A 17822-nucleotide genomic window follows, 5' to 3' on the forward strand; every position below is an offset into this window, starting at 1 on the left:
ATATGCGAATCGTGATTGCTGGGGCGGGCGAGGTTGGATACCATCTGGCCATGTCACTCGCCCCAAACCACGATGTAATCATCATAGAAAAGGATGTTTCGAGATTTGAAAGAGTTTCGGAGCTTGATGTAGTGGCAATTAACGGTAATGCAGCCAATATGAAAGTACTAAGGGATGCGGGAGTCGAGAGGGCAGACGTTTTTCTGGCTGTGACTGGCAACGACGAGGTTAACCTCCTCTCGGGCCTTGCAGCCAAAAAGGTTGGGGCAAAAAATGTTATCGTGAGGGTTGAGAATCCGGAGTACGTTGACAGGCCGATTGTGAAGGAGCATCCGCTGGGGTATGACGTGCTTATCTGCCCTCAACTCTCTCTCGCGCAGGAGGCGGCGAGGCTCATAGGAATTCCGGGAGCGATTGAGGTAGTGACCTTCAGCGGTGGAAAGGTGGAAATGATCGAACTCCAGGTGATGGAGGGGTCGAAGGCCGACGGCAAAGCCATTGCTGATCTCTACCTCCCGCAGAACGTGGTGATAGCCTCGATCTACCGGAACGGACACATAGAAATCCCTCGCGGAGATACGGTTTTGAGAGCTGGTGACAGGGTAGCGATCGTTAGCAAAACAGAGGACGTGGAGATGCTGAAGGGTATCTTCGGACCTCCAGTAACGAGGAGGGTGACAATCTTCGGCGCTGGTACGATTGGAAGCTACACAGCCAAAATCCTTGCTAAAGGTATGACCAGCGTCAAGCTGATTGAGTCGAGCATGGAGAGGTGCGAAGCTCTCAGCGGCGAGCTTGAGGGCGTGAGAATCGTGTGCGGAGATGCCACAGACATCGAATTTCTCATTGAAGAGGAAATAGGAAAGTCGGATGCGGTGTTAGCAGCAACGGAGAGCGACGAGAAGAATCTCCTCATATCCCTGCTGTCGAAAAATCTGGGGGCTAGGATAGCGATAGCCAAGGTTGAGAAGAGGGAGTACGTGAAGCTTTTTGAAGCCGTTGGCGTTGATGTAGCCTTGAACCCCAGAAGCGTCACCTACAACGAGGTCTCCAAGCTCCTCAGGACGATGCGCATAGAGACTTTGGCAGAGATAGAGGGGACGGCGGTTGTGGAGGTTGTTGTGAGAAATACAAGACTCGTTGGAAAAGCTCTGAAGGATCTGCCCCTCCCAAAGGACGCCATAATCGGCGCTATAGTCAGGGGGAACGAGTGCCTGATTCCGAGGGGGGACACCACAATAGAGTACGAGGACAGGCTGCTTGTATTCGCGAAATGGGATGAGATCGAGAAGATAGAGGAGATATTCAGATGAATCTCAGATTAACCGCCAGCATACTTGGAAAACTGCTCATGCTGTTCTCCTTCTCCTTCATACTTCCCCTGATAGCCGCCCACGTTTTCGAGGAGCCTTATCATCCCTTCCTGATTCCTGCCGCGCTCTCCCTCCTTGTAGGGGCAGTTCTGGGGTACGGAATTAAAACTGAGAGCGAATTCGATTCTCTGAGGCACAAGGAGAGCTTCGCAATAGTTGCGCTAATCTGGCTTTTCATGTCAATCTTTGGCTCAATTCCGTACATCATTTTCGGAATCAGTCCCGTCGATGCATTCTTTGAGTCCATGTCCGGCTTTACCACGACCGGCGCATCGGTCCTGACTCCTGAGGAGCTTCCAAAGTCTTTGCTTTTGTGGAGAAGTCTAACGCAGTGGATAGGGGGAATGGGCATAATCGTTCTTTTTCTGGCCATATTCCCAAACGTGGCGAAAAGAAGCACAGTGCTGTTTCAGGCGGAGTATCCCGGAGTGAGCCTTTCGAAGCTCAAGCCGAGAATCAGGGATACGGCATTATCCCTCTACAAGGTTTACCTCCTTCTCACCATTGCCGAAGTAGCCTTGCTGTACGCTCTTGGCCTCTCTCTGTTCGACGCAATCAACCACACTTTCACGACGCTCTCAACGGGCGGCTACTCAACGCACTCAGAGAGCATAGCCTTTTTTAAAGACGTTAGAGTGGAGGCGGTTGTAGCCTTTTTTGCCTTCTTGGGCGGGGCGAACTTCGCATTGATTTACTTTCTGCTCTCCGGAAAGCCCGTGATTTTTAGAAATACCGAGTTTAGGGCTTACGTCTGCTTCCTCGCCTTGGCTTCGGTTGTTATAGCAGCTGTCAACCTCGACAGATACAGCATCTTTGAATCGCTCAGGTACTCGATATTCCAGGCCGTTTCAATCATGACCACCACCGGCTTCACCACGGCAGACTTTGATGCGTGGAGCGACTCCGCCAAGCTCATTCTGGTAGTTCTCATGTTCATCGGAGGGTCAAGCGGCTCAACAGGAGGAGGGATTAAGGTCATAAGAATCTACCTTTTAATCAAGTACGCTGTTCACCAGATTTTGAGGGCTGCTGAACCTAGGACAGTGAGGGCAGTGAAATTTGAGGGAAGGGCAATTAAAAAGGAAATCCTCGACGACATCGCTGCCTTCTTCGTTCTTTACATTTTGATTTTTGCCGTTTCGTCAATTTTAGTCTCCCTCTCCGGATACGACATAGTAACCTCAATCTCAGCTACCGCAGCAACTCTTGGAAATGTCGGACCCGGACTTGGACTAGCGGGGGCGGCGGAGAACTACGCGTCGTTTCCCTCTCTAACCAAAATTCTGCTTGCCGTCAATATGTGGATAGGCAGATTGGAAATCTTCACGGTTGTGTCTCTATTCATACCAACCTTCTGGAGAGAAAGGTGGTAAAGGAATGTGGTAGCAATAAACTTGCAATTAAGTTTACCATTAGTCGGAAATAAAAGAAGGAATTTTTTATTCTGATGTGCTACTAGAAGAGAAAAGTTTTTAAAAAATACTTATCACCTTCTATCATGAACGTACTTGGTGTGGAAGGAGAGAACATCCGAGAGGTGGACGTGACAAAAATAAACCGCGTTTGGACTAAGTTTTACGATGAGGGTGTGAGAGCAAACATCGATTATCCGGTAATGCCCGCTTACAGGATTCTTGAAGATGCCGCCGCGTCCGATCCCGACAAGATTTGCTTCGAGTTTTTCGGAACAAAGTGGACCTACAGGCAGATGAAGGATGCTTCGGATAAGGTCGCAAACTTCCTGTTCGACATAGGGGTTGAGAAGGGAGACAGAATCGTCGTTGCACTGCCAAACCTCCCGCACTACGCAATCATAGCCAACGCAATATACAAGGTGGGGGGCATAGTGGTGCAGTGCAACCCGATTTACACCGAGAGGGAGATCAGATACATCGTAAAGAACAGCGGTGCAACAAGGATGTTCGCCTTTGAGGGGATGTATCCGAGAATAAGGCCCCTAATCGAGGACGGCACGCTTGAAAAGGTTGTGATATGCAGAATTGAGGATTTTCTGGGGTTTGTGATGAGCGCACTTTTCAAGGCGTTTCTGAAGAAGAAGATGGTCGGTAAGGTTGATATCGACAGGAGGAAGGAGGTTGTTTTCTGGCAGGACGTTTTGAAGTACGAAAGAACTGACAAGAGGGCTGAAATAAACCCGAAAGAGGACGTGGCAATGTTCCAGTACACGGGCGGCACGACAGGATTCCCAAAGGCCGTTATGCTCACCCACTACAATCTCGTGGTGAATGCTTATCAGGTTGCTGAGTGGGACCCGAGAACGACGCCAAGCGACGTTGCTGTTGGTTGCTTGCCGGTCTTCCACGTTTACGGCATGACCATGCTGAACTCATCGGCGGTTCTGAGGATGAAGGTCATTCCAATCCCCGACCCGAGGGATGTTGAGGCAATACTGAAAGCCGTGCACAAGTACAAAGCCACAACCTTCACCGGAGTGCCGACTATGTTCATAAGCATGCTCAACCATCCGAAGCTTAGCAAGTACGACTTAACTAGCCTCAGGGTCTGCGTGAGCGGTGCCGCTCCCCTGCCTGTTGAGGTGAAAAGGAAGTGGGAGGAAATCACCGGAGGAAAGCTTGTTGAAGGCTACGGGTTGAGCGAGGCTTCCCCTGTTACGCACTGCAACCCGCTCTATGGGCTTAATAAGGCCGGAAGCATTGGAGTTCCCTATCCCGACACCTATGCCGTTGTGATAGACGAGGAGGGCAACATTCTCCCGCCCGGTGAGGAGGGGGAGCTTGCCATATACGGCCCTCAGGTGATGAAGGGCTACTGGATGATGGATGAGGAAACTGAAAAAACTCTGATCAACGGATGGCTTTTAACGGGGGACATGGCGAAGATGGACGAGGATGGCTACTTCTACATCGTGGACAGGAAGAAGGATATGATTGTGGCAGGAGGTTACAACATCTATCCAAGAGAGGTTGAGGAAGTTCTCTTCGAGCATCCCGCTGTTGCTGAAGCTGCTGTTGTCGGAGTGCCTGATCCGTACAGAGGAGAGACGGTCAAGGCCTTTGTGGTCTTGAGGCCAGAATACAAGGGGAAGGTCACGGAAAAAGACCTGGACAAGTTCTGCAGGGAGAGGCTCGCTGCCTACAAAGTACCGAGGCTGTACGAGTTCAGAGATGAGCTTCCGAAGTCCCTCGTTGGGAAGGTGCTGAGGAGGGTTCTGAGGGAGGAGGAAGCAGAGAAATTAAAGAAAAAGAGTTAAAGCTTTTCTTTTCTTAAATCTATAATCTGCTTCAGCTCAGGTCCGGTGGAGATGAGCGTTACCGGAACCCTGACGTCCTCCTCAACCTGCTCAATGAACTTTTTCGCTTTGGGAGTAAGTTTCTCCCACTCCGTAACCCCGTAGCACTCCTTGTCGAGCTTGTCCACTCCGGTTATCGCAACCTGCGTTGCGCCGTTAACCATTGCGGAATAGCGAGCGAACTCTCCGTCCCAGTAGCCTATTCTCCTCCTCCTTCCGGTCACGGTGCCGTACTCAACTATGCCGAGCTTCTCGGCCTCCTCCTGAGGCATTTCCGTGGGGAACGGACCAGCACCAACTCTCGTCGGGAAGCACTTGAAGACGACAATAACGTCATCAACCCTCGTCGGCCCAACCCCAACGTCCGAGGCTATGGCCGAGGCAGTTGTGTCCTTAGACGTCACATACGGGTAGGTTCCGTAGTACAGGCTGAGACCGAACCCCTGGCTCCCCTCTATCAGCACAAACTGTCCGTTCTCTATAGCTTGATTCACCTCAAGGGGGACGTCAGCAAGGTAGTCTTTGAGTTCTGGAATGTCCTTCGCCTGCTTTGCAACTCTGTTAACCCTGTCAACATTCGCCGGCCCGCAGCCAGTTCCGGTCGTGCCGATTTTCTTGCTCAGGTGCTCGCTTCCCTTGTCAGCCTCAATGTGCTTCGGCTCAATTATCGCACACCTGTAATCAACCCTCGCCCTGTCCCCAACCTTCAGAAGTTCAACCTCTTTGAGAAAAACCTCGGGATTGACGAGAACTCCGGCCCCGATCAGCAGTTTCGCGTCCTTGTAAACGAACCCCGACGGAATCATCCTCACTCCAAACTTCTGACCGTCAATCTCCACTGTGTGGCCCGCATTTGGCCCTACGCCTCCCCTGGCAATAATAACAGGCTTATCGCTGTGTGCAACGTGAGCCACTATCTTTCCCTTCCCCTCATCTCCCCAGAATCCGCCAACAATTATCGTAGCTCCCATAACACTGACAGTCCTTCGCAGGGGTTTATTTGGTTTGCGATTTTTGGAAAAATGGTAGGTTTGAGTTAAGGTTTAATAGATCAAATGAAGCTCAGCAAGCCAAGAAAACCACCGGCAATCGTCGATATGAAGAGGAGAAGGAAGTTTAACACCTGCAGTGCAAGGCCTCCTGCGCTGAGCAGCACGAACGGCGACACCACGAAAATCGACCCAAGGATGAGTCCGGCGAGTCCTGCAAGCACACCGAGGAACAGTCCCAGCCCAGAAAGCAGAGCAACGAGCAGTATCATCCAACCACCTCATGTTTTATCACTACATTTTACTTTAGTGTTGTTAGTAACTTCTCGTTAGCGATGTGATATTTAAATTTTTCTGCTTAGATTTGCAAAGCTGCAAACACCATCTAAAACCTTATATTGTCCAAAAAGGATTTAAGGGCGTGAAGGTAAAGGACGCGCCCAAAACAGCCACCTCCATCATAGTGAGGTCAGCATCCAATGCTAGAATTTCCCAGTCGAAGATGCCAATGCTTGAGCTGATGCGAAGAATTTTCAGGAAGGAAGAAGTTGCGCTTAAAGCTGTGAAGTTCCTCACTCTGGTCGAGGAGAGGCAGAAGAGCGGGAAGCCGCTCAGAGTAGAGGAGTGGGAGCAGATAATGGAGGAGCTGGGAATGGTGCGCTCCTCTTTTTACTCCATGAGGAACAAGCTTCTCGGAGCGGGGATGATAACGATCAGAAATGGGGAGTATCATCTGTCTGGAGCTTTCAGCAAGGATTTGGTGGATATGGCGAGGTGGTGGTGGGTTGTCGTTCTAGGCTATGATCCAGAAAGCCTCTGAGCTTCGAGCTTCTTTATTCTTCTCTCAATCTCCTCCGCAAGCAACCTGTCCCCCATAGCGAGGTTGTAAGCCTCTCTGAGCTTCTCAACGTCTCCGATTTCCTCACCCCACTCCATCAGCATTCTGGCAATCCTCCTGTCGATTCCGGGGTAGAGAGACCTCAGAGAGGTGTAGATGAAGTAGGCCTTCTCGTAGTTGCCCATGCTCTCGTGGATTTCGGCCATAGCCAGCCTTGCCTCAACGGTATCCTTTAGCCTGAGCGACTCTTCTATCTTCTTCATCCCCGCTTCGGGGTTGCTCATCGCGAGACTTCTGCCCCACTCAAGCAGAACACTTGCCTTTGCGTCAATAACGGCATCGGTTTCAGGCAGAAGTTCGAGAATCCTCATGGCCCTCCTGTAGTCACCCTCCTCCGAAACTTCGAGAGCGAAGAACAGAACCTTCTTTACGTAGCTCTTGAAGCCGAAATCCTGAAACTCCATGACGAGCTTTGCTGCATCCTCATACTTTCCGTCCGAAAGTCTGCGCTCTATCGCCTCTTTCAGAAGAAGGAACATGTTCTGGAGAACCCTCCTGTCCCCACATTCCCTCAGCTCCCTCAAAGCGGTTAAAAAAACCGCAAAGCACTTTGCCTCATCCTCACCCTCCAGATACCTGGAGAGCCTTTCGGATATCTTGGCCACAAGATACACAGCTACGGGAGAGTCCCTGAGCAGAATCAGATACTTGTTAGCCTTTTCGGGATAATCGAAAATCTTCTTGATGGAGTGAAGAACGATCGGGTCGCTACCAATTGCCTTCAAAACTTTAACGTCCTCTTCGTCAATAAAATTGGCCACACTCTCAATGAACTTTTCCATGAACTTTTCTGGAATGTAATAAATAAAAAGCTTTTCATAATCTGAGCTTTCCAGCAATGGCTCTCGCGATGATGAGCTTCTGTATCTCGCTCGTACCCTCATAAATCGTTCCAACTCTGGCATCTCTGTAGTAGCGCTCGATGTCGTACTCCTTGCTGTAGCCGTAGCCGCCGAAAATCTGCAAAGCTTCATACGTTGCCTTAATCGCAGTCTCGCTGGCGAAGAGCTTTGCTGCAGAGCTCAACGCAGGATTCGCTTTTCCCCTATCAATAAGCCAAGCGGCCTTGTAAATCAGAAGCTTAGCAGCCTCAATATCCTTCCACATATCAGCGAGCTTGAACTGTATCGCCTGATGCTCTATGAGCGGTTTTCCAAAGGCCTTTCTCTGCTTCGCGTACTCCAAAGCCCTTTCGTAGGCTCCAACAGCCATTCCGAGCTGAACGGCACCAACAAACACCCTGCTCTCGTTGAAGAACCTCATAAGCTGGTAAAAGCCAAAGTTCTCCTGGCCGATAATGTGCGTTTCGGGAACGAAAACGTCCTTCAGGTATATCTCCGCAGTATCGTGGCAATTCAGCCCCATCTTCTTTATTCTCCTCGCTTCATACCCATCCCATCCCGTTTCGACGAGAAAGGCGGAAATTCCTCTGTAGCCAGCATCAGGCTGAGTTTTGGCGAGAATCACAACCCACTCCGAGACGCTGCCGTTGGTTATGAAGGTCTTGGTTCCGTTAAGCTTCCAGCCCCCATCAACCCTTTCCGCCTTTGTCTTTATGGCCTGCACATCGCTCCCCGCATCCGGTTCGGTTATGGCGATAGCCGAGGGCGTCTCACCCTTTACAACTTTCGGCAGATACCTCTCCTTCTGCTCCTCCGTTCCAAAGTACTTGACCATCGGGCAACCAAGGGAAGCTGTCAAAACCGCTGAGCCTATGCTGCTGTCAGCCCTTGTGAACTCTTCAGCAATTATGGCGCATCCGAGGTAATCGAGCCCCGCACCACCGTACTTCTCGGGAATGTCCGCAGCCACATAGCCGAGCTTGGCGGCTTTCCTGAATATTTCCCAGGGATACTCTCCCTTTTCGTCGTACTCCTTGCCGTAAGGCATGATCTCCTTTTCAGCAAACTCTCTAACGCTGTCCCTCAGAATTCGGTGCTCCTCCTCAAACTCAAAGTTCATGATTTTAACTTCTCATTTTCAAAATATAAGATTTGCCACTTTGTTGTAGGGCAGTTAAATAGTGGCAGACAACTCATTCCATAAGTTCGGCGGTTTTGCTATCAAGCTCTCGCATTATCTCAAGCGCAACCTCCTGAGAAACCAGCCCTCCGGCCATTGCGTCAACCACGGCACTCTTCTTTGCGTCGATGACGTACTTCACAGCGGCTTTCCTTAACTTCGACCCCATACCTCCCCTTATCTTCTCCTCAAGCTTCGACCTCAATTCCTCAATCTCCGCATCGAGGTTCGGCAGCATTTCTCTCGCCACAGGCTCAACGATTCTCCCCTGCTCAACCGCCTTCATCAGCTCAAACTTCGCGCTCCTTGCAGCGATGTACCTGGCTATAATTTCCTCCAACTCCCTCTCACTCTCGCTGACGAACTTCCGCTTGACGAAAATTTCGAGTGAAATGCCCTGCAGAAGCAGGGAGAAAAGCACGACACCGAATGCCATTGCCGAGAGAAGCTGGTTGCCGAAGCTGAGGGCGAGGGCAACGGGAATTACACCCCTTAAACCACCCCAGAAAACCACGTGCTTCCACAGGTTTGGAAATCGGTAGTAGGTCATTACCGGGTAAACAACAAAGGCTCTTGCGAGAATCACGGCAGCTATGGCCACCAAAATCTCCTTCCATGCCGAGAAAATTGTTATGTGCGTGTTAACGCCGATCAGAATGAATATTATGGAGTTCACGAGAAAAACAATGACGCTCCAGAAATCCAGCATGATAACTCTCGTTGTGGGGGACATTGAAAAGTCCCTGCCGTAGTTTCCGAGGATTAGGCCTGCTGCAACCACCGCAATCACACCGGAGAAGTGAAACCTCTCCGCCAGAACGAAACCGAGGTAGGCTGCGACTATCGTTACAGCTATCTCAACAAGGGCGTCGTCGATTTTTGCAAGTATTCTGTAGGCAAGGTAGCCTACCGCCAATCCAACAGCCGCACCACCAACGCAGACAACAGCGAAGTCCAACGCAGCGTTCAGAGGGTCGAAAACGCCCTTGAGCATCATTTCGAGGGCTATTGCGAAAACCACGATTGCGGCGCCATCATTCAATACGCTCTCACCCTCGATGAGTATGGAAAGCTTCTTCGGAGCGGAGATCGACTTGAACGTTGCGAGAACCGAAACAGGGTCGGTTGCGGAGACCATCGCACCGAAAATGAGGGCAAGTGCCAGAGGGATACCGAGAATCCAGTTCAAAGAAAATCCAACGACAGTAGTTGTAACCACGACTCCCAAAAAGGCGATAAGCGCAATCGGCCCGAAATTCTCCCTCAGCTCCTTTAAATCCATGTTCATCGCCGCCTCGAACAGCAGAGGAGGGAGGAAAATGAAAAAGACGATTTCCCTGCTCAGAGGGACTTCCGGCAAAAGGCCGGCAAGTCCAACGAAAAGCCCAGCAAGAACGAGAGCTATGGTGTAGGGTAATCGGATGAATTTAACCGTAACTGCAACAGCGGTAGCGAGCATGAGAATCTCGATGAATTCAACCAGATTCTCCTCTATCATAATGTGGAAAGGCTGTACGAAATTATTAAAGTTATTTGTCTGCAATTTTGAAATTTCATGAACATCAAAAAAGCTTTTAATTCACCTGAAGACCAAACCATGAGGTGGTACAATGCAGACAGACCTGCCAGTAAAGGAAGTGATGACCACTGTCGTTTGCACTGTAAAGAGAACCGACAGTGTGCACAACTTAGCGAAGAAGCTCGTCGAGTACGGAGTGGGAAGTGCAGTGGTCGTTGAGGACGGTCGGCCAGTGGGCATAGTGACCGAGAAGGACCTCATCTCGAAAATCGTCGCGAGGAACAAAGTGCCAAGCAAAGTTCTCGTTGAAGAGGTTATGTCGCAGCCTGTAATAACAATCGGCCCCAACACGAGCCTTAGGGAGGCGGCGAGAATTATGATGAAAAGAGGGATAAGAAGGCTACCCGTTGTGAACAACAACCAGGAGCTTATTGGCATAATTACAGACAACGACATCCTCAGCGTCTCGCTTGACCTTGGAGAGTTCGCATCCCTAGTAACGCAGGATGCTTCAGGTTACACAATTCAGCTGGAGGGGCCCGTTATCGAGGAAGAAGAGGAAATCGGTGGAATTTGCGACAGGTGTGGTAAGTATGCGGATAAGCTCTATCCCAGCAACGGTTTGAACCTTTGTGAGGATTGCATGGATTTTGAGGGGTGATTTGTTTTGGTTTTAACGCGAAATGTGATGGAAATTGCCACAAAAGACGTTTTCACACTCCCGCCAACCTCAACCTTGATGAACGCTCTAAAAATGATGCTCAGGCGAAACTTCAGAAGGATCCCCATAGCCGATCCGGGAACGAAAAGGCTTGAAGGAATAATATCCGCCACCGACTTCGTCAACATCTTTGGTGGAGGTCCGAAGTTCGGGCTTATCAAGGGGAGGTACGGTGGAAATCTCTCCGCTGCTGTGAATGAAGTTGTGGAAACAATTATGGAGCGTGAAGTGGTCACGGTTAACGAATCAGATTCTCTCGAAGAGGCTGTTGAGACGATGTTTGAAAAAAATGTTGGTGGCTGCCCGATAGTCAACAAAGACGACGTTGTCGTGGGAATCATCACGGAGAGGGACATTCTGAAGTATCTGGGGGCTAACCGCAGCATAGACGGAGTTGCTTCAGACTACATGACCTCAAGCGTAATCACGCTCAGGCCCAAGGACTCCATAGAGAGGGCGATGAGAACGATGATTGAGAAAAAGCTGAGAAGAATACCCATAATAGATGACGGCATTCTGGTTGGGCTAATAACGGTAAGGGAGATACTGAGGTACTTCGGGACGGGAGAGGCTTTCAGGATGCTTACGAGCGGAAACATAAAGGATGCAATCGACAAACCCATTTCAACCATCCTCGCGAACGATGAGCTGCTTGTTTACAAGGATATCCTCACGTTTCCAAGGAACATAAGCATATCCCAGCTTGTTAGCTCTATGCTGGAAAAGGGTTACGGAGTAGCCCTTATTGTGGAAAACGGCAAGCTTGAAGGAATTATCACTGAAAGGGACTTGATCAGGTTCCTATACTCCAAATCATGAATTTTATTGCTCAGGCTTTAAATTTATCGAAATCAGCAGCCGGAAGGCTGGAAGAGAGAAATATTCTCAGAAAGGCGTTTGTCAGGCACCCTTTTTTTGCCGATATTGAGGAGGCCTTCAGATTCGAAAAAAAGTTTGGCCAGTATGAAGAGGGGACTATAGTAATAAAGGCTAAGGATTCTCTAAAGGTTTTCAGGGGCTTTCCCAAGATAAGGAGGGCGCTGCTGCTCGATCCAACGATAAAAAAGCACTTCGGCGATAGAGAGGTGGTGCTTGAGGAGAAGATGAACGGCTACAACGTCAGAATTGTCAAAGTCGGGGACAACCTTTATGCCATCACCAGAAGGGGGCTCATTTGCCCCTACACAACAGAGAAGGCGAGAACTCTCATAGACGACGAGTTCTTCAGGGACTATCCCGATTACATGCTGTGCTGCGAGGCCGTTGGGAGAGCCTCACCCTACGTCCCTACGGACGTTTACGGCATAGAAACCCTTGAATTCTTTCTCTTCGATGTCAGGGAGGGAAAAACCAACCAGCCTGTAACGATTGACGAGAAAAAGGAAATTGCGGAGAAATACGGTTTCAGGCTTGCTGAAATTCTCGAAACCGTTAGCTCCGACGACGTTGCGAGGATAAAAGAGGTTGTGGAGAAGCTGAACAAAAACCGAAGGGAGGGGGTTGTTTTTAAAGACCGCGAGATGGTGCTGAATCCGTTAAAGTACACCACAAGCTACGCTAATCAGTCGGATCTGAGGTATGCGTTCAGGTTTTTCGGGGAGTACGGCAGAGACTTCATGCTGTCGAGAGTAATCAGGGAAGCATTCCAGAGCTTTGAGTTTGAGGAAGGGGAGGAGGACTTCAATCAGAGATGCCTCAGGCTTGGCAGGGCTATACTTGAACCGATGATAGAGAGCATCAGGGAGTGCAAGCGGGGGGAGATGGTTTGCGAGGAGAGCGAGCTTGTGTTTGAAAGCCCAGACGTCCTTGAACTTTTCAAACTCCACATGAAGCTGCTCGGAGTTGACTTCAGAATCGAGGTTCTGGACGGGGGAAGGGTAAAGTTAAAAAGAATCATGCGAAGTACAAGTGACAGGATAAGGGGCATACTTCAAGGCTCAACCTGGAGGTAGCATGATATCCGCAGGCATCGATCCGGGAACGGGGAGCTATGATGTCGTCGCAATTGAAGACGGAAAAGTTGTATTCAGAAAAAACATTCCAACAGAGGAGGTCAGAGCCTCGCCGGATGTCATAGTTGAAGTTATCGAGGAGTCGGGGGCTGAGGTTGCTGCCGGGCTTTCGGGCTACGGTCTTCCGGTAAAGCGCTTCTCCGAGCTCGATGAGGTGGACTTGCTCCTCATGACGCTAAACTTTGACTCCGAAAGGGCAATAGGGCTGAGAAATATAATCAAAGCTGTGAAAGAGAGAAACGTTAACCTCTACACAGTCCCTGCAGTAATCCACCTCCCCACAGTACCGCCGTGGAGGAAGATGAACAGAATCGACATCGGAACTGCAGACAAGCTGTGCTCGGCAGTTCTTGCCGTTGCTAAGCTGAGCGAGGAAGAGGAGCTTACAAAGCTGAACTTCATTCTGGCAGAGGTTGGAGAGGGATTCAACGCCTTTATTGCCGTCCGGAACGGGAGGATTGTTGACGGAATGGGAGGGACGACGTCATTCCCCGGCTACTCATCTCTCGGAGCTATGGATGCTGAGCTTGCCTACATCATCGGGGAGTTCCCAAAGAAGCTGATTTTCAGCGGGGGGGTAAAGAGCTTCGCAAGTGAGTGGAAGGTCAACGAAAACGAGGTTACCAACATCCTCTCGGAGTTCGTGCTGAAGGGGATAAGAGCCATGGAGGTTTCAACGGATGCCGACTTCTACATGCTTTCTGGCAGGTTTGCTCCAGACGTGCTGAGAAAGCTGAGGGGTGAGGGAAAGGAGGTCAGGCTGCTCGGCGGTTTTGGGAGGGGCAAGCAATCCGCCCAGGGAGCGGCGATAATAGCGAACGCAATTGCTGGTGGAGAGTACAGAGAGATAGTGGACTACATGAGGATTTTCGAGGCTAAGGGGACGCTTCTTGACTACATAACATCTGATATTATGGAATACGTGAGGAGAGGGCTGAAAAGAAGGGGAGATTAAAGGCTCTAAACCTCAAAAGCTTTTACACCTCAGAATTGCCTCAGGTATTGCTTTTACCAAATCCGTCGCCGTGTAGTTGTAGCCGAATTTTTCAAAGCACACATCTCCCGCCAACCCGTTAAGGAAGGCTGCAGCACAGGCAGAGTGGAAAGCATCGTCGTTGCAGAGGAAAGCGGCCGCAATTCCTGCCAGAACATCTCCGGTTCCGCCAACCGTCATGCCCGCATTTCCCGAGCGGTTAACCTTCACTCTGCTGCCATCCGTTATAACATCCTCCCTCCCCTTCAGCAGTATTACTGCCTTCGCCTTCAACGCAGCCTTCTGCACCTCAGTATCACCGAAAACCCTTCCGAACTCTCCTCTGTGGGGTGTGAGAATGCACTCACAGTTTTCTGGCACACTATCAACAATCCCCTGAGCATCTAGAACGGCTTTTTTGCAGCTTTTAAGGAGTTCCTCGACAACCTCCTTAAATTCTGGGTTCTCCCCCACACCCATTCCAGCAACAACTACGTCGTGCCTTTTTACCAGCTCCTCGAGCTCCTCAAGATTTTTCATTTCTATCCTTTCCTCGCCAACACCTCTCACTATAAGATTCGGGCTGAAGGATGCAACTACTTTCCTTATCGCCATTGGAACGGCAGTTGTGACGATATCAGCCCCAGCATACAGCGCTGCAAGGCTCGCCAAGGCCGGAGCGCCTGTGTAATCCCCACCACCCACAACGAGCACTTTTCCGTGAACCCCTTTATGCGCATCCTCGTATCTTTTGTAGGAGAATGCAACATCCCCCGGGCCGCATAGGTTTTCAAAGCTTTCCGGGATTCCTATGTCCTTGACCGCAACCTCTCCGCAAACCTCTCTTGCCTTTGCCAGCCCGGGCTTCGCCTTGTGGAATGTCACAGTCAGATCAGCCTTAACAGCCTCTTCATAACTTCCACTGTCGGGATCCAGGCCTGTGGGAACGTCAACAGCCACCTTGAAGGCGTCGCTCTCGTTAATCATCTTTACAGCCGTGCTGTATGGCTCTCTCAGCCTTCCCCTCACGCCCGTTCCGAGCATCGCATCAATGACGATGTCAGCATCGATTTCTTCGGGCAAACCTTCCTTTACAGGAAATCCTGCTTTGCGGCAGATTTCGAGGTTTTTAATCGCAAGCTCCGTCTTCGGCTTTGAGAGCAGGAATATCTCGACGTCAAAACCTTTTAAGTGCCTCGCAGCCACGAATCCGTCACCGCCATTGTTTCCACTCCCCGCAAAAATCTGAACCTTTCCCTCGTAAAACCTCTTCATTACCTCCTCAGCCACTCCTTTGCCGGCGTTCTCCATAAGGAGCATCCTGCTCAGACCGAAATACTCGCAGTTCGTGTCAAGAATTTGCATATCTCTCGAAGAGATGAATTCCATGAGGGATGTTCACGGAAGCCTTAAATATTTTTCATCCGTAGCAGAGGACATGAATCCTTCAGACGTCTTCCAAATCATCGAAGGGCATACCAAACTGATGCGGGACTCCATACCGCTGATTGCCAGTGAGAACTTAACCTCCCTCTCCGTGAGGAGGTGTTACGTTTCCGATCTCGGCCACAGGTATGCGGAGGGAAGAGTGGGGGAGAGGTTCTACGAGGGCTGCAAGTATGTTGACCAAATCGAGAGCATGGCGATTGAGTTAACGAGAAAAATATTTGAGGCTGAGCACGCAAACGTCCAGCCAATTTCCGGTGTTGTTGCGAACCTCGCAGCCTTTTTCGCTCTGACAAATGTTGGAGACACCATTATGAGCATCTCCGTCCCTTGTGGCGGGCACATAAGCCACGATAGGGTTTCTGCGGCTGGTTTGAGAGGGTTGAGGGTGATTCACTATCCCTTTAACAGCGAGGAGATGAGCGTTGACGTTGACGAGACGAGAAAGGTTGCAGAAAGGGAGAGGCCGAAGCTCTTCATCCTCGGCTCGTCCCTCATACTCTTCAGGCAGCCTGTGAAGGAGATTAGGGAGATTGCGGACGAAATTGGCGCTTACGTAATGTACGACGCCAGCCACGTTCTCGGACTCATTGCCGGAAAGGCCTTCCAGAACCCGCTCAAGGAGGGGGCAGACGTAATGACCGGCAGCACCCACAAGACCTTCTTCGGCCCACAGAGAGCAATAATCGCCAGCAGAAAGGAGCTTGCCGAGAAGGTTGACAGGGCCGTATTTCCGGGGGTGGTGAGCAACCACCACCTTAACACCCTTGCAGGCTATGTTGTTGCCGCAATGGAAATGCTGGAGTTCGGTGAGGATTACGCAAAGCAGGTGGTTAGGAATGCAAAGGCTCTGGCGGAGGAGCTTTACAGCCTCGGCTACAAGGTTCTCGGAGAGAAGAGGGGGTTCACCGAAACCCATCAGGTGGCCGTTGACGTCAGGGAGTTCGGAGGTGGGGAGAGGGTGGCGAAAGTCCTCGAAAATGCAGGAATCATACTTAACAAGAACCTGCTGCCTTGGGACTCCCTCGAAAAGACCGCAAATCCGTCGGGAATAAGAATTGGAGTGCAGGAGGTAACGAGAATTGGAATGAAGGAGGAAGAGATGAGGGCGATTGCAGAAATCATGGATGCGGCGATAAAGGAGAAAAAATCCGTCGATGAGCTTAGGAACGAGGTTAAGGAGCTTAAAGAGAGGTTTAACGTTATAAAGTATAGTTTTGACGAGAGCGAAGCTTACCACTTCCCCGATTTGAGATGAAGGTTTTCATAGACCCCGATGGGGACATTGAAGAGATAAAGGAGGCTTTCAGACTAATCAACCCGGAACTTTACGAGAGATTGCTTAAAATTGACGGAAGCGACGAGTTTTTCAGGTACATGGTAAAACCGCTGAGAGTCAGTGTTAGGGTGAACACACTTAAGGCGGAAGTTGATGAGGTGGTCGAGAATCTGAAGGAGCTAATCACTGGAAGAGTTCCGTGGTGCGAAGAGGGGTTTTACCTCTCCATCGACGAGTTTTCGAGAATTCCAGAGCATCAGCTCGGTTTGATTTTCTCACAGGAAGCAGCATCGATGATACCACCCCTTGTCATGGAACTGGAACCGAAAATGACGGTGCTCGACATTGCCGCCTCTCCCGGAGCCAAAACCACGCAGATTGCCCAGTACCTGCAGAACGAGGGGTGCATCGTCGCGAACGATGTAAAGCACTCGAGAATAAACATTCTCATCTCCAACCTGCAGAGGTGCGGAGTTCTGATCGCAAAGGTTACGGTCAAGGACGGAAGGTACTTCGGAAGGTTCAGAAACAGGTTTGATGCCGTGCTTGTCGACGCTCCGTGCAGTAACATGGGAATGATAAGAAAGAACTACAGAAACATAAGGCTCTGGAAAATGAGGGACTGCTACGGACTTTCAAAGCTGCAGAAAAGCCTTTTAATGGCTGCCTACAAAGCGGTAAAGCCCGGTGGTGTAGTAGTTTATTCAACATGTACTCTGGAGCCAATTGAGAATGAGGAGGTAGTGGACTACATCCTGAGAAACACAGATGCCGAGATAGAGGAGGTAAATCTACCCGTGAAGGGTGTGGAGCCGTTTACGAAATTTGACGGTAAAGAATACAGCGAGGAGGTGAGAAAATGCCTTCGCCTTCATCCCCAGAGCAGCGACACAGAGGGGTTCTTCGTGGCGAAGTTGAGGAAACCGTGAGGAGACTGCTTAAAGAGCAGTTCGAAGCGGAGCTTCCGGAGGATATCAGGTTTTACATGGGCGGGAAGAGCAGAGTTTACGCGTACAAGAGCTGCGAGTTTGACGAAATTGCCTCGCACAGGGGGATTTATTTTGGCACAATCGAGAGGGACGGGTTGAGGCTGTCCATTGAGGGGAGCTTCATTGCCGGCAAACTTGCCAAGAAAAACGTAATCGAGCTTGATGAGGAGAGCTTCGGCAGATGGATGAGGGGAGAGGATATTGAGGCGGATGTTAAAGGTTACTGCATAGTGAAACACGGGAGCTACTTCGCCGGATGCGGGAAGGGGAACGGGAGAGTGCTCAGGAACTTCGTGCCGAAGGACAGAAGGGTAATCGATTAAGGAAACC

General features: G+C 50.3%; 17 protein-coding genes. 11 read left to right on the forward strand and 6 right to left on the reverse strand.

From position 1 onward, the window contains the following. Positions 1–2: 2 nt before the first annotated feature. The 3 genes from trkA to AF_RS04260 all read left to right on the forward strand — a co-directional run bounded on the left by trkA (position 3) and on the right by AF_RS04260 (position 4605). Positions 3–1313, forward strand: a complete 1311-nt coding sequence (gene trkA, locus AF_RS04250) for a Trk system potassium transporter TrkA (RefSeq protein ID WP_010878341.1) — start codon at positions 3–5, stop codon at positions 1311–1313. Continuing rightward, the gene (locus AF_RS04255; RefSeq protein ID WP_010878342.1) at positions 1310–2746 is read left to right on the forward strand and encodes a TrkH family potassium uptake protein; all 1437 of its coding nucleotides are present in this window, start codon (positions 1310–1312) and stop codon (positions 2744–2746) included. Before trkA ends, AF_RS04255 begins: the two co-directional genes overlap by 4 nt. A gap of 125 nt (positions 2747–2871) precedes the next feature. Then, positions 2872–4605, forward strand: coding sequence for a long-chain-fatty-acid--CoA ligase (locus tag AF_RS04260; RefSeq protein ID WP_010878343.1), 1734 nt, complete (start codon positions 2872–2874; stop codon positions 4603–4605). On the opposite strand, the gene AF_RS04265 is transcribed toward AF_RS04260, so the two are convergent. Further along, a complete protein-coding gene (locus AF_RS04265; protein WP_010878344.1) occupies positions 4602–5615 on the reverse strand; it encodes an adenylosuccinate synthetase in 1014 nt (337 codons plus the stop codon). The genes AF_RS04260 and AF_RS04265 overlap by 4 nt on opposite strands. 80 nt (positions 5616–5695) lie before the next feature. Next, the gene (locus AF_RS04270; protein WP_010878345.1) at positions 5696–5905 is read right to left on the reverse strand and encodes a hypothetical protein; all 210 of its coding nucleotides are present in this window, start codon (positions 5903–5905) and stop codon (positions 5696–5698) included. 149 nt (positions 5906–6054) lie between these two features. Here AF_RS04270 and AF_RS04275 point away from each other — a divergent pair, with 149 nt between their 5' ends. Beyond that, positions 6055–6453 (forward strand): hypothetical protein, encoded by a 399-nt coding sequence (locus tag AF_RS04275; protein WP_048064297.1) that lies wholly within the window; start codon positions 6055–6057, stop codon positions 6451–6453. Here the strand turns inward: AF_RS04275 and AF_RS04280 are convergent. The 3 genes from AF_RS04280 to AF_RS04290 form a co-directional block, all read right to left on the reverse strand. Next, positions 6432–7313 (reverse strand): tetratricopeptide repeat protein, encoded by an 882-nt coding sequence (locus AF_RS04280; RefSeq protein WP_010878347.1) that lies wholly within the window; start codon positions 7311–7313, stop codon positions 6432–6434. The two genes, AF_RS04275 and AF_RS04280, sit on opposite strands and share 22 nt — an antisense overlap. Before the next feature lie 34 nt (positions 7314–7347). Further along, positions 7348–8493 carry an acyl-CoA dehydrogenase family protein gene (locus tag AF_RS04285; protein WP_010878348.1) on the reverse strand — a complete coding sequence of 382 codons (1146 nt, stop codon included), beginning with the start codon at positions 8491–8493 and terminating at the stop codon, positions 7348–7350. A 73-nt stretch (positions 8494–8566) separates the two neighbouring features. Continuing rightward, on the reverse strand, positions 8567–10051 hold the full coding sequence (locus AF_RS04290; RefSeq protein ID WP_010878349.1) for a Na+/H+ antiporter: 1485 nt from the start codon (positions 10049–10051) through the stop codon (positions 8567–8569). Positions 10052–10163: 112 nt separating this feature from the next. Here AF_RS04290 and AF_RS04295 point away from each other — a divergent pair, with 112 nt between their 5' ends. From AF_RS04295 to AF_RS04310, 4 genes are read left to right on the forward strand one after another with little or no spacing between them, the layout of a single operon-like run. Further along, a complete protein-coding gene (locus tag AF_RS04295; RefSeq protein ID WP_010878350.1) occupies positions 10164–10733 on the forward strand; it encodes a CBS domain-containing protein in 570 nt (189 codons plus the stop codon). Positions 10734–10739: 6 nt separating this feature from the next. Next, on the forward strand, positions 10740–11612 hold the full coding sequence (locus tag AF_RS04300; RefSeq protein ID WP_231487623.1) for a CBS domain-containing protein: 873 nt from the start codon (positions 10740–10742) through the stop codon (positions 11610–11612). Next, complete coding sequence (locus AF_RS04305) at positions 11609–12745, forward strand: RNA ligase (protein ID WP_010878352.1); 1137 nt, start codon at positions 11609–11611, stop codon at positions 12743–12745. Before AF_RS04300 ends, AF_RS04305 begins: the two co-directional genes overlap by 4 nt. 1 nt (position 12746) lies before the next feature. Next, positions 12747–13760, forward strand: coding sequence for a DUF1464 family protein (locus tag AF_RS04310; protein ID WP_010878353.1), 1014 nt, complete (start codon positions 12747–12749; stop codon positions 13758–13760). A gap of 12 nt (positions 13761–13772) precedes the next feature. Here AF_RS04310 and AF_RS04315 read toward each other — a convergent pair whose 3' ends face one another. Continuing rightward, complete coding sequence (locus tag AF_RS04315) at positions 13773–15167, reverse strand: NAD(P)H-hydrate dehydratase (protein ID WP_010878354.1); 1395 nt, start codon at positions 15165–15167, stop codon at positions 13773–13775. A gap of 49 nt (positions 15168–15216) precedes the next feature. Here AF_RS04315 and glyA point away from each other — a divergent pair, with 49 nt between their 5' ends. From glyA to AF_RS04330, 3 genes are read left to right on the forward strand one after another with little or no spacing between them, the layout of a single operon-like run. Further along, complete coding sequence (gene glyA, locus AF_RS04320; protein WP_048064652.1) at positions 15217–16482, forward strand: serine hydroxymethyltransferase; 1266 nt, start codon at positions 15217–15219, stop codon at positions 16480–16482. Next, a complete protein-coding gene (locus tag AF_RS04325; protein ID WP_010878356.1) occupies positions 16479–17432 on the forward strand; it encodes an NOL1/NOP2/sun family putative RNA methylase in 954 nt (317 codons plus the stop codon). Before glyA ends, AF_RS04325 begins: the two co-directional genes overlap by 4 nt. After that, entirely contained in the window at positions 17429–17815 is a 387-nt protein-coding gene (locus AF_RS04330; RefSeq protein ID WP_010878357.1) for a methyltransferase RsmF C-terminal domain-like protein, read from the forward strand. The genes AF_RS04325 and AF_RS04330 overlap by 4 nt, the downstream gene beginning before the upstream one ends. Positions 17816–17822: the final 7 nt, after the last annotated feature.

Origin of the sequence: Archaeoglobus fulgidus DSM 4304, assembly GCF_000008665.1 — an archaeon.
Taxonomy (GTDB): domain Archaea; phylum Halobacteriota; class Archaeoglobi; order Archaeoglobales; family Archaeoglobaceae; genus Archaeoglobus; species Archaeoglobus fulgidus.

Bases quoted from the DNA above. Each gene is read 5' to 3' on its own strand.
- trkA (WP_010878341.1), top strand. From the start codon at position 3: ATGCGAATCGTGATTGCTGGGGCGGGCGAGGTTGGATACCATCTGGCC.
- AF_RS04255 (WP_010878342.1), top strand. From the start codon at position 1,310: ATGAATCTCAGATTAACCGCCAGCATACTTGGAAAACTGCTCATGCTG.
- AF_RS04260 (WP_010878343.1), top strand. From the start codon at position 2,872: ATGAACGTACTTGGTGTGGAAGGAGAGAACATCCGAGAGGTGGACGTG.
- AF_RS04265 (WP_010878344.1), bottom strand. From the start codon at position 5,615: ATGGGAGCTACGATAATTGTTGGCGGATTCTGGGGAGATGAGGGGAAG.
- AF_RS04270 (WP_010878345.1), bottom strand. From the start codon at position 5,905: ATGATACTGCTCGTTGCTCTGCTTTCTGGGCTGGGACTGTTCCTCGGT.
- AF_RS04280 (WP_010878347.1), bottom strand. From the start codon at position 7,313: ATGGAAAAGTTCATTGAGAGTGTGGCCAATTTTATTGACGAAGAGGAC.
- AF_RS04285 (WP_010878348.1), bottom strand. From the start codon at position 8,493: ATGAACTTTGAGTTTGAGGAGGAGCACCGAATTCTGAGGGACAGCGTT.
- AF_RS04290 (WP_010878349.1), bottom strand. From the start codon at position 10,051: ATGATAGAGGAGAATCTGGTTGAATTCATCGAGATTCTCATGCTCGCT.
- AF_RS04295 (WP_010878350.1), top strand. From the start codon at position 10,164: ATGCAGACAGACCTGCCAGTAAAGGAAGTGATGACCACTGTCGTTTGC.
- AF_RS04305 (WP_010878352.1), top strand. From the start codon at position 11,609: ATGAATTTTATTGCTCAGGCTTTAAATTTATCGAAATCAGCAGCCGGA.
- AF_RS04310 (WP_010878353.1), top strand. From the start codon at position 12,747: ATGATATCCGCAGGCATCGATCCGGGAACGGGGAGCTATGATGTCGTC.
- AF_RS04315 (WP_010878354.1), bottom strand. From the start codon at position 15,167: ATGGAATTCATCTCTTCGAGAGATATGCAAATTCTTGACACGAACTGC.
- glyA (WP_048064652.1), top strand. From the start codon at position 15,217: ATGAATCCTTCAGACGTCTTCCAAATCATCGAAGGGCATACCAAACTG.
- AF_RS04325 (WP_010878356.1), top strand. From the start codon at position 16,479: ATGAAGGTTTTCATAGACCCCGATGGGGACATTGAAGAGATAAAGGAG.